General features: G+C 65.4%; 22 protein-coding genes and 1 pseudogene. 7 read left to right on the top strand and 16 right to left on the bottom strand.

The genetic code is table 11. The features are described 5' to 3' along the window. Nucleotides 1-79: 79 nt before the first annotated feature. The 4 genes from G6N16_RS21815 to G6N16_RS12915 form a co-directional block, all read right to left on the bottom strand. Nucleotides 80-847, bottom strand: a complete 768-nt coding sequence (locus G6N16_RS21815) for an ESX secretion-associated protein EspG (protein ID WP_234805872.1) — start codon at nucleotides 845-847, stop codon at nucleotides 80-82. A 61-nt stretch (nucleotides 848-908) separates the two neighbouring features. Beyond that, nucleotides 909-2,501 carry a hypothetical protein gene (locus tag G6N16_RS12925; RefSeq protein WP_083031366.1) on the bottom strand — a complete coding sequence of 531 codons (1,593 nt, stop codon included), beginning with the start codon at nucleotides 2,499-2,501 and terminating at the stop codon, nucleotides 909-911. A 7-nt stretch (nucleotides 2,502-2,508) separates the two neighbouring features. Beyond that, nucleotides 2,509-2,844, bottom strand: a complete 336-nt coding sequence (locus G6N16_RS12920; protein WP_133052939.1) for a hypothetical protein — start codon at nucleotides 2,842-2,844, stop codon at nucleotides 2,509-2,511. Between the two features lie 142 nt (nucleotides 2,845-2,986). Beyond that, entirely contained in the window at nucleotides 2,987-4,573 is a 1,587-nt protein-coding gene (locus G6N16_RS12915) for a histidine kinase (RefSeq protein WP_083031393.1), read from the bottom strand. A gap of 155 nt (nucleotides 4,574-4,728) precedes the next feature. Between G6N16_RS12915 and G6N16_RS12910 the strand changes: the two genes are divergently transcribed. Next, nucleotides 4,729-5,994 carry a hypothetical protein gene (locus G6N16_RS12910; protein ID WP_083031367.1) on the top strand — a complete coding sequence of 422 codons (1,266 nt, stop codon included), beginning with the start codon at nucleotides 4,729-4,731 and terminating at the stop codon, nucleotides 5,992-5,994. A gap of 29 nt (nucleotides 5,995-6,023) precedes the next feature. Beyond that, a complete protein-coding gene (locus G6N16_RS12905) occupies nucleotides 6,024-7,049 on the top strand; it encodes a hypothetical protein (RefSeq protein ID WP_083031369.1) in 1,026 nt (341 codons plus the stop codon). Between the two features lie 65 nt (nucleotides 7,050-7,114). Here the strand turns inward: G6N16_RS12905 and G6N16_RS12900 are convergent, their stop codons facing one another. The 5 genes from G6N16_RS12900 to G6N16_RS12880 form a co-directional block, all read right to left on the bottom strand. Beyond that, nucleotides 7,115-7,771 carry a WXG100 family type VII secretion target gene (locus G6N16_RS12900; RefSeq protein ID WP_234805873.1) on the bottom strand — a complete coding sequence of 219 codons (657 nt, stop codon included), beginning with the start codon at nucleotides 7,769-7,771 and terminating at the stop codon, nucleotides 7,115-7,117. Nucleotides 7,772-7,848: 77 nt separating this feature from the next. Continuing rightward, nucleotides 7,849-8,664 carry an ESX secretion-associated protein EspG gene (locus G6N16_RS12895; RefSeq protein ID WP_083031372.1) on the bottom strand — a complete coding sequence of 272 codons (816 nt, stop codon included), beginning with the start codon at nucleotides 8,662-8,664 and terminating at the stop codon, nucleotides 7,849-7,851. Then, a complete protein-coding gene (locus G6N16_RS12890; RefSeq protein WP_083031373.1) occupies nucleotides 8,661-9,737 on the bottom strand; it encodes a PPE domain-containing protein in 1,077 nt (358 codons plus the stop codon). Before G6N16_RS12890 ends, G6N16_RS12895 begins: the two co-directional genes overlap by 4 nt. 54 nt (nucleotides 9,738-9,791) lie before the next feature. Next, a complete protein-coding gene (locus tag G6N16_RS12885) occupies nucleotides 9,792-10,079 on the bottom strand; it encodes a PE domain-containing protein (RefSeq protein WP_083031375.1) in 288 nt (95 codons plus the stop codon). A 29-nt stretch (nucleotides 10,080-10,108) separates the two neighbouring features. Then, nucleotides 10,109-11,407, bottom strand: a complete 1,299-nt coding sequence (locus G6N16_RS12880; protein WP_083031376.1) for a hypothetical protein — start codon at nucleotides 11,405-11,407, stop codon at nucleotides 10,109-10,111. On the opposite strand from G6N16_RS12880, the gene G6N16_RS21975 reads away from it, so the two are divergent. Next, on the top strand, nucleotides 11,406-11,531 hold the full coding sequence (locus G6N16_RS21975; protein WP_268948361.1) for a hypothetical protein: 126 nt from the start codon (nucleotides 11,406-11,408) through the stop codon (nucleotides 11,529-11,531). The genes G6N16_RS12880 and G6N16_RS21975 overlap by 2 nt on opposite strands. Here G6N16_RS21975 and G6N16_RS12875 read toward each other — a convergent pair. The 3 genes from G6N16_RS12875 to G6N16_RS12865 all read right to left on the bottom strand — a co-directional run bounded on the left by G6N16_RS12875 (nucleotide 11,528) and on the right by G6N16_RS12865 (nucleotide 12,816). Further along, nucleotides 11,528-11,929 carry a hypothetical protein gene (locus G6N16_RS12875; protein ID WP_234805874.1) on the bottom strand — a complete coding sequence of 134 codons (402 nt, stop codon included), beginning with the start codon at nucleotides 11,927-11,929 and terminating at the stop codon, nucleotides 11,528-11,530. The two genes, G6N16_RS21975 and G6N16_RS12875, sit on opposite strands and share 4 nt — an antisense overlap. A gap of 84 nt (nucleotides 11,930-12,013) precedes the next feature. Beyond that, a complete protein-coding gene (locus G6N16_RS12870) occupies nucleotides 12,014-12,406 on the bottom strand; it encodes a YbaB/EbfC family nucleoid-associated protein (RefSeq protein ID WP_234805875.1) in 393 nt (130 codons plus the stop codon). A 32-nt stretch (nucleotides 12,407-12,438) separates the two neighbouring features. Then, nucleotides 12,439-12,816 (bottom strand): DUF2694 domain-containing protein, encoded by a 378-nt coding sequence (locus G6N16_RS12865; protein ID WP_234805876.1) that lies wholly within the window; start codon nucleotides 12,814-12,816, stop codon nucleotides 12,439-12,441. Nucleotides 12,817-12,953: 137 nt separating this feature from the next. Here G6N16_RS12865 and eccA point away from each other — a divergent pair, with 137 nt between their 5' ends. The 3 genes and pseudogenes from eccA (at nucleotide 12,954) to G6N16_RS12850 (ending at nucleotide 16,550) form a co-directional block, all read left to right on the top strand. Then, complete coding sequence (gene eccA / locus G6N16_RS12860) at nucleotides 12,954-14,768, top strand: type VII secretion AAA-ATPase EccA (protein WP_083031398.1); 1,815 nt, start codon at nucleotides 12,954-12,956, stop codon at nucleotides 14,766-14,768. A gap of 19 nt (nucleotides 14,769-14,787) precedes the next feature. Beyond that, nucleotides 14,788-15,990: pseudogene (locus G6N16_RS12855) on the top strand (MinD/ParA family ATP-binding protein); the annotation flags it as partial. Between the two features lie 98 nt (nucleotides 15,991-16,088). Next, entirely contained in the window at nucleotides 16,089-16,550 is a 462-nt protein-coding gene (locus G6N16_RS12850) for a hypothetical protein (protein ID WP_234805877.1), read from the top strand. Nucleotides 16,551-16,626: 76 nt separating this feature from the next. Here G6N16_RS12850 and G6N16_RS12845 read toward each other — a convergent pair whose 3' ends face one another. The 4 genes from G6N16_RS12845 to eccE form a co-directional block, all read right to left on the bottom strand. Next, nucleotides 16,627-16,941: a hypothetical protein gene (locus G6N16_RS12845; RefSeq protein ID WP_083031378.1), complete on the bottom strand. Its 315-nt coding sequence runs from the start codon at nucleotides 16,939-16,941 to the stop codon at nucleotides 16,627-16,629. A 36-nt stretch (nucleotides 16,942-16,977) separates the two neighbouring features. Continuing rightward, nucleotides 16,978-17,298 carry a hypothetical protein gene (locus tag G6N16_RS12840; RefSeq protein WP_083031401.1) on the bottom strand — a complete coding sequence of 107 codons (321 nt, stop codon included), beginning with the start codon at nucleotides 17,296-17,298 and terminating at the stop codon, nucleotides 16,978-16,980. A 161-nt stretch (nucleotides 17,299-17,459) separates the two neighbouring features. Next, nucleotides 17,460-18,269 carry a DUF5336 domain-containing protein gene (locus G6N16_RS12835; protein WP_083031379.1) on the bottom strand — a complete coding sequence of 270 codons (810 nt, stop codon included), beginning with the start codon at nucleotides 18,267-18,269 and terminating at the stop codon, nucleotides 17,460-17,462. A gap of 61 nt (nucleotides 18,270-18,330) precedes the next feature. Beyond that, nucleotides 18,331-19,974 carry a type VII secretion protein EccE gene (gene eccE / locus G6N16_RS12830; RefSeq protein ID WP_083031380.1) on the bottom strand — a complete coding sequence of 548 codons (1,644 nt, stop codon included), beginning with the start codon at nucleotides 19,972-19,974 and terminating at the stop codon, nucleotides 18,331-18,333. A gap of 174 nt (nucleotides 19,975-20,148) precedes the next feature. Between eccE and eccB the strand changes: the two genes are divergently transcribed. Then, nucleotides 20,149-21,654: a type VII secretion protein EccB gene (eccB, locus tag G6N16_RS12825; protein ID WP_083031381.1), complete on the top strand. Its 1,506-nt coding sequence runs from the start codon at nucleotides 20,149-20,151 to the stop codon at nucleotides 21,652-21,654. Nucleotides 21,655-21,657: the final 3 nt, after the last annotated feature.

Here is a 21,657-nt window from a genome sequence, read left to right as displayed (position 1 = left end):
CAGCCGTTTCAGTATGCCAGACCATACCGGTGCGTCACGACGCCTAACGCCGTCTGCGCCCGTGCCGGAAACCGACGCGTCAGTCAAGCCCGCGCGCGGCCCGCACGGCCTTCACATCGGCGGCGATGAGCGCATCGATACGCCGGGCCAACGTCTGACGGCTCATCGGAGTGAAGAATTTACCTTCGGGCTCCGCGATGTAGTCGCCGTCATCTTCGACGGAAACCCATTTAACCCAGGGACGCAAGAGATCGAACCCTCGTTCGCGCGTTGGTTGATGCCTACTTTGAACCGTCGATACCCAATGGGACTCCGTCAGCACGGAGGCCAGCGGTGATGTCACTCGGTGCGAAATGGCGAAATTGTCAGAATCAACCATCGGCGTTTCCACCAGTGACGGTATCGGCATCCCCGGAAGTACGATCCGGTCCTTTCGTCCCGGCTTGGTCAATCTAGCTGTTGCAGCGATCGCCGAACCTAGATGGTAGGGAGAAATTGCAAACACGTCGATTACCAGGTCGTCGACTCTCTGAACGGCTAAGTAGCCTGTTTGTCCCTGGCGGTGTGCAATCATCGGAAGCGACAAAGGCTTACATTCAACCCAGATATCGGCGTGGCGATAACTCGTGAACCACCGATTTACACATTTACTCTCTGGACTACTCCGATAGGAGTTGATCACCGAATCTCTATGTGCACGGTATTCGTCGACACTGCGGAAAGTCTGGCCATAGGGTCCCCAAAATGGAAATGGCAGATCCTCCATTCCGACGAACTCTGCTAGCATGCTTAAATCGAGCGGTGTCATGCTACCAATGCGTGTCACGTCACCATTCAACTGCTCCATCAGCCACAACCCTTCTTTAGCATTGACCGCATGGGGCCATGCTATGCGCCTCGCCGACGAGTCAACTTAACCGCTTGGCAGGTTGAACGGGCGGTGGGGTCGGCTCGGGTTCCCCGCCTACTACCGGCAGTACCGCGTTCGTCTCAGCGACGCCGGCAACCACCTCTCCGTTGGCTTTCGTCCGCAACGCCTTTGACGCCTTGTGCTCTTTGCCTCCATCGGCACCCGCGCCGCGCCCCGCAGCGGGAGCCCCGGCGCCGGGCGATCCAGCCGCGCCTGAGGCAAGACCTGCACGGCTTGCTGCCGGCGTCCCGGTGGCCGCCTTGGACGCCTCGGCCATCTGCACGCCAGTGGTCTTGGGCATTGCCGGTGCACGCATGCCCGCACCGCCGCCCCCGCCGGCCTTTCCAGCACCAGCGGCCGCGCCGCCAAGCTTGCCCAACGCGCCAGGCCCCAGATTCAGGGCGCCTTCGTTGAGCCCGGCTGGATTACCGTTCATCAAACTGTCGGCTAGTTGCTTGGCGCCGTCCAATCCAGATTGGAGGGCCTCCTGCCCCGCGTTGGCGGCCTGGCTGGCCGCATCGCCAAGGCCCTGCAGACCACTCTGTGCAGCATCGGTAAGCGGCTGAATGCTGTTCGCTGGGTTAGTGGTTTTCGATGGGTCGGGCGTGGTCTTGTTGTTGAGGAGTTTACTGAGGTCCGGCGTTGTCGGCGTCTTGGGCACCCCCGAGCCCGGACCGCCCGGACCGGTCCCCGGAGACCCCGATCCCGGAGACCCCGATCCCGGAGGCCCGCCCACATTCGCAGGCGCCTCAGGAAGAGTTACCTTATTGAAAGCCGGATGTTTTGAAGCCTCAGCAATCCTTTGGTGATAGGCAGCCGTTAGAGTTTTGACAATATCCCGATACTGATTATCTAAGTCCTTTTTCCAGTTGTCATACACATCTTTATGGTCTTGATAGAGGGCCGCCTTCCACCTTTCCAAAATTTGTATGTAGACATCGTGAAATCGTTTTATCGGCCCCTTTAAATTAAGCGCATCGTAGTAGGCCTGATACGCGTAGTGCATATTCTTCGCGCACGCCGCGAGGTCCTTCGTGAGCCCCTCAAACTGGCCAAGGTATCCGCGCACAGCGTCGCCCGTTGAGCCCGCCCAACCCTCGCTATTATCACTCTCCGCAAGTCTTTTTGCCCTCGCGAGCCAAGCTTGGAGCGTGTCGCCCGCTGTCGCCAAGTGGGTTCCTACCGTCTTCCAATTGGCGATCATCTCGGTGCTCGGCAGATCGACACCCGCGAACGCTTCGAATAGCTTCTGAATATCGATATTGTCGAGTGAATCGTCCGGCGGGGGGATTTTTTCGATAAAAGCCTCGTTAAGCTCCCCATCCTTTACCTTGTAGTCGCCGCTGAGGCCAGGATATAGACCGTTAAACAATCTATTCATATCGAAATTGTTTGGCCCTATCGGTCCATTTGAAGTCCCAGGCTTACCCTCATAACTCCCGTGGTTACCTATCAGCAAACCCTGAAGTTTCTCTCGGCTCTTGTTCGCGTCACCAGTCGTTTCGTTGAGATTAGCGCCGTCGGTCGCCCAACGAAGATCGTTGATGGAAAAATCGCCCGTACCCTTGGGGGTGTCATCATCATCACTCATACGTCGACTAGCCCGGAAGGGTATTAGAAATATTCTTCAACGTTTGTGTTACACCCGCAATCGAAGAGTCTGTTGCTTCCAAAACTGTCACCATCGCTTTGAACTTATCCACGGCCATTTCTCCATCGACCTTCAGGTCCTTTGCGACTTGGACGCCCGATTTGATCGGCGGATCTGTCGGGGGTGTTCCAGTCCCCACGGAAAGGTCGTTATGCGAATATGAGTTAGCAAGGGAGGTGACGGAATCCCTTGCGTCAGTGGCGGCCGAATCGGTCAGATTCAACCGCGGTTGACCTTTGAGAGCGCTGGCGAGTCGGTTGATATCCGAGTCGTTCTTGCCCACCCCTACCTCCTGCAGTGTCCAGACTATGCGGATGCCCGCTAACAGCGGTCTCCGATCTCACAGTATAGCGGCCCACTGGATTCCAGCAGCAGACGAGCGCGACGCACTCGCAGGGTCCAGGGTCCAGGGTCCACCCAAGATCCTATGGCTCGATCGTGAGCTTCTCCAGCGTGGCAGTCTGGGAGCCCGCGCCAACGCTCACAGCGTAGACGTGTCCAGCCTGGCCCACCGAGAGTGCATACGTGTCGGGCAGATGGCGCATCGGCAGCGTTAAGCTGTCGGTCCAGCCCTTCGGGACCATCCTCAGAGTCGGCGGGGCATCCGAGTTCAGGACGTAAAGGTTACCTGCCGAATCAGCGGCCAACAGCTTGGGACACCGCAATGCCAGGGGAATTTTCACCGGTTGGGAAGCGCCTACCTCCAACTTCCAGATCCAGTCAGTATGGAGAAACTTGCCGTCGACCGCTTTGCAACCCGATGCTGCGTAAACCTCACCCGACGGTCCGACAGCGACGTGATACTCGGCGCCCGACTCTGGGAACGGCAGCCTGTTCACAGCACCGGTCCCGGTATTGAGTGCCCAGACCCACCACACACTGCCGCGACCGCCCACTCCGAATACATTCCCGGAACCGTCCACCGCGATGTTCCCCAGGTTCCCCTGATCCGGAACGGTGTAACTGCGGACCTCTCCGGTATCTGGCGCCAACACCGCAACATCTCCGCGAGATGTGGTCACATAGACCCGTCCTTCCTGATCCACCGCCAGCCCCGCGGCGAACACGTCGTCAGGGAACGGCAGCTTCATCGGTTCCCTCGAATCGGGAGCGAACTTCCATATCCCGTACCTAAGTTCGGCCCACTCCTCACCAGCGATATAGACACTTCCGACTCTGTCTGTAGCGATCTTTACCGAGCGGAATGCCAGCTGATCATCCACGGATTTCGGACCAGTCGCAGTACCCTCAACACCAGCCACGCTGTGCGCCACCAAGATCGATACGCCGGCCAGAAGCAGTACCGCCGCCACCACCGCTGCCGGTAGCAACCGCGTGCCCATACCGACCGGCCGTGGCTTCTCGGTGACGCTGCGGTACCCGGTGGCCGGGGGCAATGTGATCTGTGGATTGGCAAGTACCGCGCGCGCGTATTCACTCAGACCGGGGAGTTGCGGGTAGTTCTGTTGAACCGGTGGCGGCAAGAGCATCAACGGTGCGCTGTCCGGTTCACTTTCTCGCAGGGCTTTGCGTGCTGCCACTGCGAAGGCCCCCGCGCTGGGGAAACGATCACCGGGATCCGCAGCCAGCCCACGAACCAGAACAGCATCGAATCCCGGTGGAATCGAGGCATCAATGTTCTCGGCGACGGCCTCCTCACCATCAGCATGTGGCGGCCGGCCCGTCAGGCATTCGTACAAGACACACGCCAACGCATAAACGTCGGTAGCGGCGCTCACCGCGCCCGTCCGCGCTACCCGCTCCGGCGCCAGATAGGCGACATTCGCTTCCAGCGCCGTCCCCGGCCCCGCCAGTAAAACCGAACCATCAGTACCCACAAGGATGTTGACTGGATCGACAATGTCAGAGCGCAAGCCACCGTCGGCGGCCATGCCGTCGAGCTCCACCGCTATCTGCGCAATCAGTGCCACCGCGCGGGCCGCCGTCAACGGTCCGGAACTCTCGAGTTCGGTGCTCAACGGCACCCCATCGAACACCCGCCACTCCTCCATGGCACTCAACATTAGTCAAGGTCCCTCCACCACCTGGAGTCGAACGACCGAGAGGGGGCAATTGCTATCCTGCACCCAGCCGACCACGCACTTCGAGGAGTCCGATTGCTCAGCACCAGTCCGTACCTCCTGCTGCGGAACGAACGGGCTCGGCGATGACCGGCGCCGGTCCGAATGACCCGCTCGGATACGCGGCCGAGGAACTCATGAAGGCGGGGGTTCCTGTCACCGTTGACCGTAGCGAGGGGCCGCTGAGCGCCGAAGACCAATATGCCGGCATTCAGGACCACCGTGAACTGGTGAAACGCTACGTCGAGTCGGTTGCACGCAACTGCCCACCCGACTGGGAGATGCTGCACGGTGCGATCAGCATGGCGGGGGCCGATGAGATCGCACAGCTGGTGGCCGTCACCCCCAGCGGCAACAAAGAGATCCGTACCTCGGCGGCCGCCCTGGACCCTATCCGGATGCACCGCAGCCTCACCGCCGGTGCGCAAGGACCGTGGCTGCGCCTGCTGTTCGACTGCGACCGAGCCGGCAACTTGTCTGTCGCCTTCGACTACGGCGACATCGAAATTCCGCCTGACCAGCTTCTATCCGGAGGGGCCTATCTGCAAGACCTCGAAAGCTTCCCGCGTCAGAACGTCCCCGTCTGGCTGCTGGCGCATATCGGCAATGAGGGCCAGCAGATGCGTAGCGCCGCCACGGCCCGCCGGGACGCAGGATTCGGCGTGGATGAGGTGTTCAACGCCGACAGGGAGATCCCCGCGCTACCTGTGCTGTGGGCACGCATCGCGATCCTGACTGCCATCAGTCGCGGTGTGCGGGCTCCGGTGCATCTCCGGTGCGACCCGGCATTCGAGTTCTACGTCACCGACAACGGCGGCTGCACCCTGGCGAAGTTGCCCGGCGGTCGCGCCGTACTGTCCGGCGGCGGCGCGTCTTCTCGACTGCTGTCCGCCGCGTACAAAGGTTTCATCCCGTGGCCCAACCTCTACCGCGGGGCCCCAGCATGGGTGCACGACCTCTACCTGGACCCTCGCGCGGGCCGCGGCATGCTGTCCTTCTGCTATTGGTGGGACGGCACCAGTTGGTGGCGTTCGGCACTCCCGGAGACATCCAACCTGACGACCGACCCAGCACCCTGGAGCGTCACCCAAGAGATCGACGATGCTGTCCCCGGCGTGTGGACTGTTGAGAGCACTGCTTCGCTGGTGAACGTCGTCCTCGCTGCCGGCCAGGTAGACCGCGCTGAACTGAATCCCGACCCGGACGTCGCCCTTCGCCTTGTCGGCGCTGCCGACAACCATGCGGTGTCCGAGGCCGACCTGCGCGCCCTGTTCGTCCACGACGTACCCGCCGAGTTCGACGTCGCCGAAGCCGTCGCGCAGTTGGACGCCGCCGCGATCCTCAGGCGGTAGGCAACCATGGCGGCTGTCTATGCTCAGGTATGCCGCTGTGGGCCGAGTACTCGATGAGCGAATGGCTGCGGGCACAGCTGGTCGCCGGACTGCGACGCGGCCCCGAATACCCCATCCCGCCAATCGATCATCCCGGCTGCGCCAACGGCACTGTCTCACGCAGGCACTGGCTCACCTGGCAACAGGCCAACTCCGTCTCCGTTTTCGAGATCCAACTGCTGCGCGACATCGTCGCGATCCTCGCACGCGCCGGTATCGAACCCGTCAACTCCTGGCTCACCCAGCAAACCCACACCGCCGCAATCGGCGGCCATAAAGCACTGCTTGAGGCCACCGGCGACCCCAACGGCGCCTACTTGACCAGCTACATCACCCTTGCGCGCGGCGCAATCGACAACAAATACCTCGCCCAGCGCGTCGTACCCGCCCTGGCCACCCAGTACCCATTCATCCCGATCCGACCACTGTGGCCACGAGACCTCGAAACCGGGCCCTACGACTTTCGCCTCGGCATCCGAGAACACCAACCACGCCTCGACGACATCGAACCGCACCACGCCCGCCTGGTGATCACCAGCCCTATCTACTACTGCCGCTACTACTCGGCCAGATGGCCGGGCACCGTCGGCGATCGCAACTGGCCGCTGGCACCCGCCGACGAACGAACCCCCATCGTCTACCCGAACAAACCCCACCTCGACGGCCTGACCCGCCAAGGCGTCGAAGACGCCCGAGCGACAGCCGTCGCCACCATCACCGACTGGACGACATTCCTCGACATCGAACTCGGCGAATTCACGACGCCCGTTTGGCAAGACGTGCCCGACGGGCAGCGCTATCTGATAACCGCGCCCGCCGCGCTCAACAACGACCTGGACACCCTGTGGCACCGAGCGCAGCCCTACTCGGAGCTGGACATCATCCGAGACCCCGCCGCAGCCCGTCGCCTCAAGCGACCGGTCATCACCATCCACACCCACAGCCCGCTACAGGGCGAAATCACCGACAGCGACGGCGACTACCAACTCTCTATAACGAGCGCGCCCCTGGCGTGACCCACGGTTGCTAATTACGTGGGTCACGCCAGGGGCACCCGCAATTCCAACGGGACTAGGCTGTGTCAGCCGCCGTAGTTACCGAAGGCAGCAATCGCCGAGGCTTCCACGGCGGAAAACTCGCCCATCTTGTCGTCCATCAACGACAGCCCGCCGCGCAGGTCTTGCTGTGCCTGACTAACCTTCTCAACCGATGCCTTTGCATCCTGCTGGAACGCATCAGACGAGTCGCCCGTATCGAATTGGGTCAGGCTGGACAGCGCTGCTTGGAGGTCGCCAACCGCGGATTCAACTTGACCAAGAACGTGCGTCACGTCCTCAAGGCCCTGGGCCACCGCGGCATAGTCCATCGCAATATGCTCGCTGTCACCCGGAGGAGTGATCGCGTCACCGAAGTTCGGCGGTTGCGTGTCGAACTCCATATGCGGGACGCTGCCTGTATGGGCGACCTGCGCATGACCGTTGAATTTGTCACGCGCCGCGCTACCCGCCGCGTTCATCCGGGCATATCCTTCGCCAAAGGTTTGGGCGTTGGCGATCCACCGCCGGGCGAACTCTTTCACGAACTCGCCGGAAGACTTGTTCGGGTCGTTCACGATTGTGGCCAGTGTGTCTTCCGCATTCTGCATGTGCAGCTTGAACGACTTCGTATGGTCAACGATCTGGCCGAGCGCCGCAACAGCCTCCGGAAGCGTAAGCTTCATTGCGCTTGTTGGGGTCATTGGCTCCTCCTAGTAGTCAGTGATTGGTTGTCAGTCTATTACGTGTTATGACGTGCGAAATGATGCACCACAGCGGCTTACGTTGCCCCCCATCCGTCATCGGACAATTCCACCAACTGGCGTACCGCCTGCCCAATCGTATGATCCGAACCCGGCTTGAGCGTTGACCAGATCTGTCCGCTCGGTGAGGCACTCGGCGCCCCGACAATGCGGCCGCGCTTGGTATAGAAAATCCCCACTGCCGCCGGCGCCCGGGTGATCCGGTCGTCGTCACTGGAGAGGGCGTAGTAGACCACCTCGCCGAACGCGGCGCGCGAAGCCAGAGCCGAGCCGAGCAGCATCGCGGTCTTGGTGTCGGCACCCAGCGCGCGGATGCCGTCGGCCAGCTGCATCGGGTCGTGCGTTCCGGTGAGCCGCTCCCCCATGTCCTGCAGCGGGGCGCCCACCGGCGTGATGTGGGCGGCTTCGGACCGCGGCAGCTCGGCGATCAGCGCGGCCGTAGCTGCGGCCAGCCCACTCTCGCCGGGGATCCGGCGCAGTTCGATGTCATTGCCGATCCGCCTGGCCGACATCAGCAGAAGACCACGACGGATCACCGAGACCCGCGAAATGCCGTCGGGGGTGACCAGCCGCATCGCCAGCTCGCGGTCCGGCCGCTGCATAGCCTGCAGCAAGCCGACCAGCTCGGGCGCCACCACCCCGTCGTTGACCAGATCACGGGACACCAGTGTTGCGGTCGCCCGATCCATCGCCTCGGTCAGCGTCTCCTGCGTACCGTAGCGCGGGCGGATGGCCAGCACGGCGGGGAACCCCTGCACGCCGACCCGCGCCGCCGCGGCCTGTAACTCGTCGTCGGTGAGGCAGAAGCGATCATCGACCATCGCCGTCGTCATCGCACCGGCTCCTGATCCGCACCGATCACCGGCGGGGCCACCCAACGATCAGAGACCTGCTGCAGGGTTCGGGCAGGTTCGTCGGCATAGGCGTCCGGAGTCGGTTGCGGAGCGGCCAGCTCGTCGAACACCGCGGTGCTGGGACCCCAACTCACGTTGGCGACGGTGAACGGCGCGTCGCTCTGCTGCGCGGCCGGCAGCCAGGACTGACCGCCGATCTCCGACAGCCGCGCACCGGGCTCACCGCCGCCCTCCAGGGACTCCGCGGGACGAATCGACTCGTGCTCACGGTCGTGGCCACCGCCACGGCCCATCGCACCCATCGGGCCGTAGGCACCCCGGCCCATACCGCCGTTGTTGCCGCCCTGACCCCCGTTGAACTGGGTCTTCTTGAGGTCCTTGGCCGCGTCGCTGTTCTTGATCGGGGTTGCCGCCATCGGGGACAGGGGTCGCGCGGCGCCGCCCCCGCCACCGTGCCCGCCGCCCTTACCCTCGGACTTGCCCTCCTTCTCGGCCTTGAGCGCGTCGCCCTTGACCACCTGCGGCGGCGGCAACTGCTCCCACGGCTGGGCGAATTCGGCAACCGCATCCTCATAGCGGAGCATCACCGTCGCGGCGTCGACCTGCTGGGCGTTCGCCGCTTCCTCGAACTCGGCGAACCGACCATCGAGAATCGCGCCGTTGTAGGCACCGAGGGAGGCCATCATATCCGCGCTGGCCTTGGCCTCGATGACCTCGGCGACGTCGGGCATGGACAGAATCGCCACCGTGTTGGCCACCGCGGCCTGTTCGATCTTCTCGCCGTTTCCGGCGGCGTTCAGCGCAAGGGCCTGCAGCCAGCGGCCGAACTCGGTCAGCTTCTTCGACACCGCGTCGGAGCCGTCGCTGTTCCAGGATGCCTTGAACCGCTCGACGATCCGGTCGAAGTCCGCCGACACCTTGCCCAGTTCGTTGGCGACACGCACCCAGGCCGCTCCGGCTTCACCGGTCGATCCCGGGCCGGGACCGTTGACCAGGTCACGTGCCAACTGCTCGGCGCTACGCGACTCCCACACCACATTGGTAAATCCCATGACGTGACCTCCTCTCCGTCCCTAGTTCGTCGTTGTGGCCGCTCCCCGCGGAGATCAGGCCAGGTCCGTTTCCTGAATCTTTCCCGAATGCGCCCGCAGCGTCGCGGCGACTTCCTGGATCTCACCGGTGCCCAGCGTGGCGGCCTTGGCGTAGGACTCGTGCACGGCGTTGGAGGTCTGCGCGATGCGCTGCGACACCTCATCGGTGCCGGACGCCACCACCGTGAGATTCGGCGCCTCGGTGGTCAGCACGTGCTGAACCCGGTTGGCCAGGTCATCAAGCTGCTTGATGACGTCGCCGACCTCGCCCGGCTGAATTCTGATGTCGTTGATCTCGGCCATCTCGTCGCTCCTTGGTTGGTTCGGTTCGGTTAAATACGCAGGTCGATGTCGACATCGGCATTCGGGTCGTCTGCGCCGATCACCGGCGGGGCGACATTGCCCAGATCGCCGACGATCTCGCCGCCCTGGTCCGTGGTGTGCAGGAACGTGGACGCGGTGTGATCGCCGCTGCCCGCGCCTGCTCCACGCTGCCCGGCTCCGGCCATGGGGGCGCCACCCATCATCCCAGGACCGGCACCCGTCCCACCGACTCCGGCGCGCACGCCGGCACCGGATGCGGCCGAGGTCGATTCGCTGACCGCTGCCATGTTGGCCGGCGCCGCAGTGGGCAATGCGCGCGCGGCGATCGTCCCGCCGCCACCACCACCGCTGCCAATCCCGGCGCCCCCCACCTTGGGAGCGGCCGCGCCACCCAGCGAAGACGTCCCGCTTGCGGCGATGCCCTTGGGCACCGCCGCGCCGGCCCCGCCCTTGCCCACGGCCTGAGCCATGCTGGTGGCCGCCTGGGTACCGGCCTGCACGCCCTGGGTCAGCAGCTGACTTCCCATGGTCAGCGGCATGGTGGCCATCTGGATGCCGGGGCCGATCATGCTCATGGCGATCTGCATCATCGGGCCCAGCATGGACATCATCTGGGTAGGCGCCTCGGCGACGGGAACAGCTGCGCCGGTGGCGGTCATGGTCCCGGCCTGCGCGGTCAGCGCTGCCTCAAGCTCTCCGATGATATCGAGCGCGCGCCCGGTCGCCTCTCCGGCGGTCTCGCCCATCGCCGGCGCCGACCACGGCAGCGCCCCGGACAGCGCGTCCAGCCGGTGTTGGGTCTCGGCGATGAGTTCCACCAGCCGAGCATGCGCCTGGCCCGTGTCGGCCCCGGCCGTCGTACCCTGAGTGCCCAGGGCGGCGCCCTGCGCCGATACTGCCGCCCCGTTGGCGACGGTTTCCGCGGTCTTGGCCACCGTACCCGTCGCGCCCAGACCTGACCAGCCGCTGCTGCTGCCCTGACCCATCTGGCTCATCAGACCCTGCAGGCTCTGGGCCCCCTGCTGGAAGGCCTGGGTGATCGGCTGGAACATCTGCGACGGATTCAGGCCCTGAAAGAGCCCGGTACCCAAGGTGCCGAGCATCTGCAGCATCGGCGACATCAGGCCGGCGACCATGTCACCACCGCCGGCGCCTGCGTCGACGGCCGCCGCATCCTCCAGCGCCCGGTCGTCGGCCTTGGTGTTCGGATCGACACCCAACTGATCCAGGAGGTCGCGGGTCGGCTTGTTGAGCCAGTCCTGCAGACCGTGCTCGACGGCGTTGATGTGCGGCGTCGGATCGAACATGCTGGTACCGGACACCGGCGGGCTGCCGGCGACGATAGCCGGTGAGCCCGCAGCCGCGGGCGGCGCCGGACTCGGAGCGACCGGCCCCCCGGGATTCCTCGCTGCCATGCTCGTGCCCGACTAGACGCTGGTCGCCGCGGAACCGCCGTCGGCGGAATCCCGGCCGCTCAGGTACTCACGAGCGCCGGGCGATCCATCGCCCGACGATCCGGCGCTCGGCATACCCGAACCGGTTGCCTCATCGACCTTGACGTAGCCGGCCTGGGCCACCTCGGTGGACGCCCCCAGCAGAGCGTGGTTGACCCCGGTGGCGAGGCCACTGGCGACGTTGTTCCCAGTCGATGCGAAGAACGCCGGGATCACGTTGACCACGCCCAGCGGCCCGATGGCAGTCGCGAAGCTCGACAACTGCGCCGGCGTGATCACCGAAAATGCAGTGGTGATGCCCGTGAACGCGCCATCCTGCGCCATCTGCATGGCCGACATGTAGGCGGGTTGCGCCGCAAAGTCCTCGTTACTCATGTTTCCCTCCCGACGTACCGATCGCGGGTCAAGTCCGGCATTGCTGACAGCAACGATAACCGTTGCCGCGTGTTGCTCGAAACGTTACTTTGACGGACGCTGCGTGTCCTGGGCAACTTCTGCGCTCTCACGCACCTCGCCGGGCACGAAGATACTGCCATCCCAGCAGGTCAACGGCGTCTTATTCAGCGCCTCCATGCGCGTGTTGAACTCCTGGAAAAGGAAGTCGTGGCGCTCCGAGGCGTGTCGCGCGGCTTCCTGTGAGGTCTCCACGATCAGCTTTGCCAGCGCATCGGCACCCATTCGGGCCGCAGACGGACCCAGCCACAACCCGCTCAGCGCACCGTTCGCATCGACCTCGGCGCTGACCGACTGGTCGCGGCTGGTGACCCGCACGCTCACCGCCGCCGTGTGCTCGGCCAGCGACTGCATCAGGTCCCGCTGCTGTTTCACGCGCTCGATCAGCGAACGAGCCAAGCTGGTGCTCCCAGGGGTGTATCCGGGCGCGTTCATACCGGCCTCATCCAGCTCTCCGGCAGATCCGAATCGCCGAACATCGCGTCCTCGGCGGCGGCCAGTTCGGACTCGGTGGCCAGCCGCATTGCCTCGATGGTTCCGGGATCATGCCCCTGGGCCTTCATCTCCTTGCGGTGTTCGACCTGCGCACGCATAGCCGACAACCGACAGAGCCCCAGAATCTGGTCGGCCAGGTGCTGCGGTGACTTCTTGAGCTCCCGGGGGTCGATCTTGAGCGCAATCGGCAGGCCGCGTTCCGTCGTCACTACCGAAATGCTCCCGCTCGGGGATCGCACCGCACCCTGGCGGCCCTGGGCGAATGCGGGCAACGCACCGGCCTCCGGTGGCGGCGTGAGGTTGTGGGTTGGCATAGGCCCAAAGTTAGTACACTGCATGAAGCCGTGCGAACGGCAAAGTAGGGCGGGAACCACGGAAATCCGGCTGCAAGGCCGATTCGAGTGCCGCTCTGTCACGGAACTTCAGCGACGACGTGAGGATGACCAAGGCGATGAGTGGCTCCAGGGAAGCCCAACGGGTATTCGACGCGGGCGTTCTGTCGCTGGGAATTCCGCTCAACGGCATGGAAGTCGAACGCGACGTGCAGTACGCCGGCCTGGCTTTCAAGCGGGCCACCGAATACGACCCGGAGATGTGCGACGCCTGGCTCGGGCGCGCGGCGGCCGGTGAAGGCACTCCCGAGGTGCTCTATCACCTGTACCGCACCAGTAAGGCGAACCTGGGACGGGAGCAGCGCCGGCTCGGGCTGGCGCGCAACGAGCTGGCCGGGCGATTCGAGACCGGGTTGTACTTGGACTACACCTTGAGCTCGCTGACGGAGGTCTGGCTCGCCTACGCCGCCGGGGTCATCCAGGGCGCCGACTACGACGAGGCCGAGAAGGTACTCGACGAGCTCGAGGTGATGCGGCGGGCGATGCCCGGCGGCGACGCCGGGAACGCCGAGATCTACGCGTATGTCCGCGCGACCTTGTACTTCACCACCCTGCGCTGGCCGGATGTGCTCACGACGCTGGCCAATTCCGCGTCGTTCACCGACGAGTACCTAGCCGCCGGCGCCCACCTGATGGTCGGTTCCGCCTGCGCGCAGATGGGACTTTTCGCCGAGGGTATCCGGCGCCTCGACCTGGCGATCGAGGGCCCGATCCCAGGCGCCCGCCAGGCCGCCGAACTCTGCAAGGGGCTGACCCTTCGCGAAATGGGCAAAGAGCCAGAGGCACGGGTCATCTTCGAGCGGCTCTACAGCGAGGATCCCGGCTTCGAAGCCAACGCGACCGCGTTGCAGGATCCGAAGTTCCGGCTGATGATCAGCACCAAGGAATCGATCGACTCCCGCACCGACAAGTGGGATCCGAGCACCGCTCGCGACGCCGATGAGGACGACGACGCCTCCGACCGCGGCAACGCCCACCTGCGCGCCGCCCAGGAGGAACTCGACCGCCAGATCGGCCTCGACAACGTCAAGCTGCAGGTCGCGAAGCTCCGGTCGGCGGCAACATTGGCGAAGGTCCGCGATGACAAGGGCCTGACCTCGGCGTCGCGGAGCCTCCACCTGATCTTTACCGGACCGCCCGGTACCGGCAAGACCACCATCGCCCGGGTCGTCGCGCAGATGTACTGCGGCCTGGGCCGGCTGAAGACGCCGAACGTCGTCGAGGCCAAGCGCAGCGATTTGGTCGGCGAGCATCTGGGCAGCACCGCCATCAAGACATCGGCGCTGATCGACTCGGCGATGGACGGCGTGCTGTTCATCGACGAGGCGTACACGCTGATCCAGACCGGACTCCAAGGCGGGGATGCGTTCGGCCGGGAGGCCGTGGACACCCTGCTGGCCCGCATGGAGAACGACCGGGATCGCCTCGTGGTGATCATCGCCGGGTACGACGACGAGATCAACCGTTTCCTGGCCTCCAACGAGGGTCTGGCCTCCCGGTTCACCAAACGCATCCGGTTCGATTCCTACAGCCCGACCGAGCTCGGCGACATCGGCCGGCTGATCGCGCAGCGGCGCGACTCGGAGTTGTCCGAAGGCGCCTACGACGAGCTGGTAGAGGCATGCAAGGGGTTGTACGAGTCCACGTCCACCGACAAGGCGTCCGGACAGACCCACCGCGATATCGACCTCGCCGGTAACGGCCGCTTCGTCCGCAATGTGATCGAAGCGGCCGAGGAGGAACGCGAGTACCGGCTCGCCGAGAATCACGGCGCGGTGCTGGAGGATCTCGACGAGGCGGAGCTGATGCGCATCGAGGCCGTCGACATGCGAGCCGCGCTCAAGAACGCGCTGGCGATGCTGAGCCGGGACTGAAATGGGCCGGCCGGACGAACCCTGGGTGCAGACCCCTGTGCCGGAGACGGACGAAGCGGACACCTCGCCGTTGCCGATCATCGCCCCGCCGCAGCCGGAGGCTTCTGCGCCGATCCCGTCGTCGGAGCCGGTCCCGTCGTCGGAGTCCACAACACCGGTGGTCCGGAACATTCCCCCACCGCCGTCGTTCACGCCGGTGGCCACGCCGTTCACCACCGCGCCGCACGGAACCCTGCCGGGCCCACAGGATTCACGGCAGCCGCAACTGCCGTCCCAGAACGAACTCGGATTGATCCGGCGCGCCAAGCCGGCACCACAAACCGGTTGGCGCAAGGCCGTGCACCGGGTCACCGGTCTCAATCCGGGCGAATCCGACAAGGAAAACAGCCACAAGCGGCTGATCGCGCGGGTGAACCAGCCGGTGCGCGGCGACTACAGCATTGCGGTGCTCTCGCTCAAGGGCGGTGTGGGAAAGACGACGACCACGGTCGGTCTGGGGTCGACCTTCGCCGCCATCCGCGGCGATCGGGTGATCGCCGTCGACGCGAACCCCGACTTCGGCACGCTGGCCCAGCGCGGCCCGAATCAGAGTCGTTCCACGGTGCGGAATCTGCTGTATGACGAGGGAATCGCCCGGTATTCCGATATTCGGCAGCACACCTCGCAGAACTCCAGCCGGTTGGAGATCCTCGCCTCCGAACGTGACCCGGCAACCTCGGAGTCGTTCTCCGAGGGCGACTACCGGACCGTCATGCAGCTGCTGCAGCGGTTCTACAACATCATCCTGACCGATTGCGGCACCGGTCTGGTGCACTCGGCCATGGCCGGGGTGCTCGACGAGGCCGATTCGCTAGTCCTGGTCGTCTCCCCCGCCATCGATGCGGCGCGCAGCGGCCTGGCCACCCTCGACTGGTTGTCGAAGAATGGCTACGCCCACTTGGTGCCCGGAGCCGTCGTCGTGGTCAGCGCCGCGCGCCCGGGCAAGATGTCAGTGGACATCGACCTACTGGCGAACCAGTTCCTGACCCGGGTGCGTGCGGTGCACGTCGTTCCGTTCGACGACCACCTCGCCCAAGGTTCCGAGGTGACCCTTGATCTGGTGGGGTGGACGGCCCGCCAGGCTTTCCTGGAGCTGGCTGCCACCGTCGCCGACGGGTTCGCACACCCTGCGAAGCGGTCGGAGGCCGCCGACCCGGTCAGCGGACAGGACTACCACCGGTGACCACGGGCAGGCTGTACCGGGCACCCCGGCGCTGGCCGGCGATGGTCGGCGTCGCAGCAGCCGGCGCGCTGGTGGGCGGAGGTATCGGAGCCGGTGCAATGACCCTGACCACGGACCGGACATCGTCGACCAGCACCACTGTCACGGTCAGCGCGAGCCCGTCTGCCACGGCACAGGCACAGCCCACCGATCGGGCCGACCGTCAGACCTGCGGCGGCTGGGATGCCTCAGGCAAGCTGATCAACGAGGCGGCCGATGCCCTGTCGGTCATTCCGGAGGGAACCAGCATTCTGGATCCCGCGGTGCGCGACGATACCGAGCGGGTGGCTGCAGTCCAGCACTCCAGCGAGCTGTTTCTGAAGGCCGGCGACGCATTGCGGCAAGCGATCACGCCCGGCGCCACCGATATCCTCACCCAGACGTCGCTGACCGCGGTGGCGTCCCTCGTGGCCCTGTCCACCGCCTACCGAGATTTCGACGAGTCCAGCGGCGACGCCATCGCCACCGCCCGAAGCGCCGCGCACAGCATGAGTGAGCTGTGCAAACGCCTGGTGCACTGACCTCGCATAACGCGAACGGTCGTCGCACCCGGACCGAAAGGTCCCGGATGCAACGACCGTTGCAGGCGTGCGCGGCCTACAGGCTGCGGCCACCACCGTAGCTGCCGGCCACGGCGTCGCGGACTGCGGCGTCCTGGGCGTGCATCGCGTCGTGCTGGTCGACGGCGTTGCGGGTCTGCTGACCGTGGCGGGAGATCCAGTCCTGCAGGTTCAGTCCCACGGCGGTCTCCACCTCGGCAACGGCCGCGGCGCCCTGACCGGCGAAAACACCGTAGAGGGTGCGGAACGCGTCACGCAGTTCCTGGGTTGCGGCGTCGAGCTTGGTGCCCGCACCGGCCAGTTCATCAAGGTTGTTGTAGGCGGCCTTGCCGTACTGAATTGAGTCGGCCATTGTCGTCTCCTTCGAAGTTCCGTTGTGGTCTGGTGGCTAGGCGTCGTCGAACGACTGGAGCTGCTTGACGCCCTCTTCGGCGGTGGTGATGAAATTGAAGAGGCCCTTGGTGATCTCGGACGCCTCGTCGTTGTAGGACAGCGCGGCGTTCATGTACGAGCCGTGGCTGCTACCGCCCCAGTTCGAGGCCATCGCGCGCTGCTCCTCCTCGATCCCCTGGAAGATGCGGTGCGCGTTCTCACCGTGCTGGCGGGCGACCTGGAAGGCGGCCAGCGCTTCGGCCGGGCTCACAGCCAGGCCACTGTCATTGTCGAGATTGCCGGATGATGTGGCGCTACCAGCTGCCGTGATGTCCATGTCGTCCTTCCCATGCATTTCATGTTGTACCGCCGGAACCCGGCCGGTGATCGGCGTTTGCGGACCGGAGGAGTTCCGCCGGACCCTCCCCATTGACGGGTCTTAGCAAAACCGAGACTAGCAGGTGGTTGCGCAGTCGACGCGCACAAAGTTCTGCGGTGCTACGACGCGCCGGACTGGCGTATCTCCGCTGCCCCCGGCGGTACACCCTGCTGCTGCGACGGAGCCTGGGCTTGTGCCCGGGCGGCGTTCGGCAAACCCGCCTGGCCCGGTTGTTGCTGCGGCTGCGCCGGGATGCGATCGATGATCGCCGTACGCTCAGGATCCTGGTTCCCGACGAAGTCACCGTAGCCCGCGGCCTGAGCTTCCGCCGACCGCGCCGGCCGGGCGTTGACCTGGGCAACCGCTTGTCCCGCAGCGAGTCCGGCCGACTGTCCCACCGCCTGGCCCTGGCCGGCACGCTGAACGGCCTCGGGTGCCTCGGCCGCCTCCGGATACTGCCCGTAGTACTGCATCTGGGCCCAGTAATCGGCGTAGGCCTGATATGTCGAGAGGGCCTCCGCGTCATCGGTGGGGTGCGCCTGAAGCAACGCGATGATCGCGGCCACCGACTGAATCCCATTGAGCACGACGATCAGGATGAGCGCCCAGCCGACGCCGGACGCCGTGATGACCGCCGCCAGCGCATCGAGAAATCCGGCCACCGCCAGCGCAGCTACCACCACGTGGCCCGAGCTCTGGCGATGAATCAGGCCGAAGCCCGCGAGCAACCCGGCGAGGACGGCAAACCGGACTCCCCAGGCCCCGACGTTGCCGTCGGGCATCGGACCGAAGCTCGCCAGATAGGAAGCGATACCGAGCGCCAATACGGCAATCGCCAGGTAGCGCGGCAACGTCGGTTTCTCGTCCGGATCGGCACCGTCGTCGAACCCGGCGGAGTAGTACCCCTGGTTTCCGGACGGATAGGACATGCCACCTCCTGCATTGCCGGGCCCGGTGGGGGCCTTCGGTCCACGCTAACGCACCCGGATGTTAGCCCTCGGCATCGAACGAATCGCGGATGTAGCGCATTTCCTCATCGGTGGCGACCATGGTGACCACCGAGGATCCTGCCCGTGTGCTCACCTTCACCGTGTCGGTCTCGGTGTCGAGCAATTCCAGCGCTACGTCCGCGTTCGGGCTGGGCGCTGAATCCGGCGGGACCACCACCATCGCCGTGACGCCGACGCGCACCGACTGCTCGGCGACACCATCGAACACCTCGACGGTGAAGTTGCGATCGGCGCCTGCCTGCATGGTCCGGCGGTTGGGATCTGCCACCCACAGCAGGTCGTGGTCGTCGACCTCCTCGACCATCCCCCGCCAGAGGCGGGGACGCTGGCTGTGTACCCGGACCCGCGCGCCGAGGGCCAGCGATCGCAGCACCGCCTGCTGCGCGAGATGCAAGGTGCCGATAATCTCCACCCTGCTGATCTGCGGTCCGAACAGCGGCAGCGCGACTGCGCGGCCGTTCTCGTCGGCGCCGATGACCTGCCCGCATCCCGACGCCGGAACCGCCATGTTCTGGAAGTCCTGCTCCTGAGCGGCGTACGCCCAGGTGTCGATCTGGCGCGTGGGCTCGGGGACCGGCAGGCTGGAGGCCAGCGCCGAGTACTGGTATCCGCGCAGGTGAGTAAGGCCGCGCAGATGAATCCTGGCCCGGTTGTGGGTGTCGAACCTGGCCAGGCCGCGCACCTGGGTGACCTCGTTGGGATCGCGCCGAAGCGACACACAAACCGTCGTCGAGTAACTGGGGATCGTCCACACCAGGCCGACGCCGGCCGTCGTCAACATGGCCGGTTTGATGCCGAAGCTGCGCAGCTTGAACCGGCCCTCCTGGCAGGTCCGCCACGTTTCCTCCACGGTGTGCGGGTTGACGCCGTCGGACAGCTGGTTGGCGGCTTGGCTGATCTCGCTGGCGGACTGGATCCGCGACCCGAGACCGGCCTCGGTCAAGCGATTGGCAACCCGTCGGGTGGCGGTAGTGGCCGCACGCAGAATGCCTTCGCGCCCGCCACCGCGGCGCCGTACCGCGTCGGCGCACTTGGACGGATCGAACCGGATGGCCACCCACACCGAGCGCTGCGCGATCGCCGGAAGCGGTCCCAGCACGGCGTCATAGACCGCGGCCACCTCGGTGTGGCCGTGCGAGCGGGCACCCTGGCTGATCACGTCGATGGAATCCAGGGTGATGTCGAACTGCTGCAGGCACTCCACCAACGCGTCGACCGGCACGGTGTCGCCGGAGACCGTGACACCGGGTTCCATCACCGTCAGCGCCTGCGGGTTCTCCTCGATCTTCAACAGCGACAGCAGAGTCCGCCCGTCCCAACGGAAGCCGATCAGCGTGCCATCGCTGGCGGAGGCGTCGAACGGCTCGGCGGGGCCGGGACCGCGGGTGCGTCGGCGTCGCTCCAGCAGGAATCCCGAACGCAGGGCGAGCAATCGCGGCAGGGTGGTACCGCGGGCGCGGATCACGAGCACCAGTCCGAGGGCCAAGCCGGCGGCTGCACCCTGCCAGCCGGGAACATGGAGGAGCAGCGCGACCATCAAGCCGATCGCAATCAGGACCTGGAGCAGCACCAGGTCCGCCAGCGGGAGCACCCGCTCGGCACGGATTTCGACGGTTGACCGCAAGCGGCTCGGCTCGAGTGGCTTCCGGCGTTGGCGGCGCGGAGCCCCGGCACGACGACCAGGCAAGTCAGCTTCCTAATCAGCTTTGGGGGCACCCGATGAGATGCCGGAACCCTCGTGACACTGTTGTACGCTACCGACGGCTTCGATACGTGACCGAAGCTGATGGGAGCGGTAATGCCAGCGCAAGTTACCACGCGCGCCCAAGTCAACGGCTACCGGTTCCTGATCCGCCGGCTCGAGCACGCACTGATCCGTGCCGATTCCCGGATGATCCACGACCCGATGCGCGGGCAGATCCGATCGTTGCTGGTGGGAATGGTGATCGCCGTTCTGATCACCGGCGCGGCCGGTGTGCTGGCCTTCTTCAAACCGACCCCCAGCATCGGCAACGCGCAGATCCTGGTCAGCAAATCCAATGCCGGCATGTTCGTCCGGATCGGCGACCGGGTGCACCCCGTGCTCAACATCAGCTCCGCCCGGATGATCACCGGTTCCGCGGATGCGCCCAAGCAGGTCGACGACCGCTTCCTCGATCAGCTGCCCCGCGGCCCGATGGTCGGCATCCTGGGCGCACCGACGGCCATCCACGCCCCGGACAACATGGACATGTCGTCATGGACGGTGTGCGACCAGTTGACCACGCCGGATGTTCGCGACGGTCCCGGACCCGGCGGGCTGGAAACCTCGGTCCTTGCCAACGACCCAGTTCTCGGCGAGGACATCCGGGCGGCTTCTCCGGCCGAGATGCTGCTGGCAATGTCCGGAGATACCGTCTACCTCATCTACGACGGGAAGCGGGCCGCGATCGACCCTCGAGACACCGTCGTGGTGAACGCGCTGCACCTGCAGGACGTGTATCCCCGGCCGATCTCGCCGGGCTTGCTCAACGCCTTCCCGCTGGAGCAACCGATCCGATCGGTCAGCATCGACGGCGCGGGCGCCCCGGCGCCCTACCTGCCCGACCCCTACCGGATCGGCTCCATGATCACGACGTCGGACTCCACCGGCGAGCAGCTGTACGTGGTGTTGCGCGACGGCCTGCAGAAGATTTCCGACGCCACCGCCGACATCATCCGCTACGGCGACCCCGCCGACGATCCGCATGGCGTGCGCGAGGTTTCACCGTCGCTGGTCAGCAACGCACCCATCGTGCACACGCTGCCCGTCGACCACTATCCGACGGTGTCGCCGCAGATCGTGAATCTGGAGCCCGACCGCGTCGCGTGTATGTCCTGGCAGCACGCCAAGACGGCCGCGCAGGCCACCCTGCGGCTGCTGGTCGGACACCGGCTGCCGATCCCCACCGCCGCTCTTCCGGTCCGGCTGGCCAGCGCCGACGGAACGGGCCCCGGCCTCGACTGGGTGTACCTGAAACCCGGGACCGGTGAGTACGTGGAGGCGACCGGGAGCGCCGAGGACAGCCGAGCGGCCGGGCAGCTGTTCTATGTCGCCGACACCGGACTGCGCTACCACATCAAGGATCTGCCGACGGCCGCCGCGCTCGGGGTGACCGGGATCATCGAGCCCGAAACCAACGTGATGCGTCCCCAGCCCGCGCCCTGGTCGGTGCTGTCGCTGCTGCCCGCCGGCCCCGACCTCTCTCAGGAAGCCGCGCTGGTGGCGCATGACGCCCTGCCGGCGGATCCGACCGGGGTGAAGGTGGATCCTCCTAAGAAGTAGCCG

Source organism: Mycolicibacterium insubricum (assembly GCF_010731615.1).
Lineage (GTDB): Bacteria > Actinomycetota > Actinomycetes > Mycobacteriales > Mycobacteriaceae > Mycobacterium > Mycobacterium insubricum.
The sequence above is the reverse complement of the archived record's forward strand: the minus strand, read 5'-3'. Positions and strand labels throughout refer to the sequence as shown.

What these genes read in the sequence shown, in the direction of transcription:
- G6N16_RS21815 (WP_234805872.1), bottom strand. Translation starts at nt 847, where the DNA reads ATGGAGCAGTTGAATGGTGACGTGACACGCATTGGTAGCATGACACCG.
- G6N16_RS12925 (WP_083031366.1), bottom strand. Translation starts at nt 2,501, where the DNA reads ATGAGTGATGATGATGACACCCCCAAGGGTACGGGCGATTTTTCCATC.
- G6N16_RS12915 (WP_083031393.1), bottom strand. Translation starts at nt 4,573, where the DNA reads ATGGAGGAGTGGCGGGTGTTCGATGGGGTGCCGTTGAGCACCGAACTC.
- G6N16_RS12910 (WP_083031367.1), top strand. Translation starts at nt 4,729, where the DNA reads ATGACCGGCGCCGGTCCGAATGACCCGCTCGGATACGCGGCCGAGGAA.
- G6N16_RS12905 (WP_083031369.1), top strand. Translation starts at nt 6,024, where the DNA reads ATGCCGCTGTGGGCCGAGTACTCGATGAGCGAATGGCTGCGGGCACAG.
- G6N16_RS12900 (WP_234805873.1), bottom strand. Translation starts at nt 7,771, where the DNA reads ATGACCCCAACAAGCGCAATGAAGCTTACGCTTCCGGAGGCTGTTGCG.
- G6N16_RS12895 (WP_083031372.1), bottom strand. Translation starts at nt 8,664, where the DNA reads ATGACGACGGCGATGGTCGATGATCGCTTCTGCCTCACCGACGACGAG.
- G6N16_RS12890 (WP_083031373.1), bottom strand. Translation starts at nt 9,737, where the DNA reads ATGGGATTTACCAATGTGGTGTGGGAGTCGCGTAGCGCCGAGCAGTTG.
- G6N16_RS12885 (WP_083031375.1), bottom strand. Translation starts at nt 10,079, where the DNA reads ATGGCCGAGATCAACGACATCAGAATTCAGCCGGGCGAGGTCGGCGAC.
- G6N16_RS21975 (WP_268948361.1), top strand. Translation starts at nt 11,406, where the DNA reads ATGCTGGTACCGGACACCGGCGGGCTGCCGGCGACGATAGCCGGTGAG.
- G6N16_RS12880 (WP_083031376.1), bottom strand. Translation starts at nt 11,407, where the DNA reads ATGTTCGATCCGACGCCGCACATCAACGCCGTCGAGCACGGTCTGCAG.
- G6N16_RS12875 (WP_234805874.1), bottom strand. Translation starts at nt 11,929, where the DNA reads ATGAGTAACGAGGACTTTGCGGCGCAACCCGCCTACATGTCGGCCATG.
- G6N16_RS12865 (WP_234805876.1), bottom strand. Translation starts at nt 12,816, where the DNA reads ATGCCAACCCACAACCTCACGCCGCCACCGGAGGCCGGTGCGTTGCCC.
- eccA (WP_083031398.1), top strand. Translation starts at nt 12,954, where the DNA reads ATGAGTGGCTCCAGGGAAGCCCAACGGGTATTCGACGCGGGCGTTCTG.
- G6N16_RS12850 (WP_234805877.1), top strand. Translation starts at nt 16,089, where the DNA reads ATGACCCTGACCACGGACCGGACATCGTCGACCAGCACCACTGTCACG.
- G6N16_RS12845 (WP_083031378.1), bottom strand. Translation starts at nt 16,941, where the DNA reads ATGGCCGACTCAATTCAGTACGGCAAGGCCGCCTACAACAACCTTGAT.
- G6N16_RS12840 (WP_083031401.1), bottom strand. Translation starts at nt 17,298, where the DNA reads ATGGACATCACGGCAGCTGGTAGCGCCACATCATCCGGCAATCTCGAC.
- G6N16_RS12835 (WP_083031379.1), bottom strand. Translation starts at nt 18,269, where the DNA reads ATGTCCTATCCGTCCGGAAACCAGGGGTACTACTCCGCCGGGTTCGAC.
- eccB (WP_083031381.1), top strand. Translation starts at nt 20,149, where the DNA reads ATGCCAGCGCAAGTTACCACGCGCGCCCAAGTCAACGGCTACCGGTTC.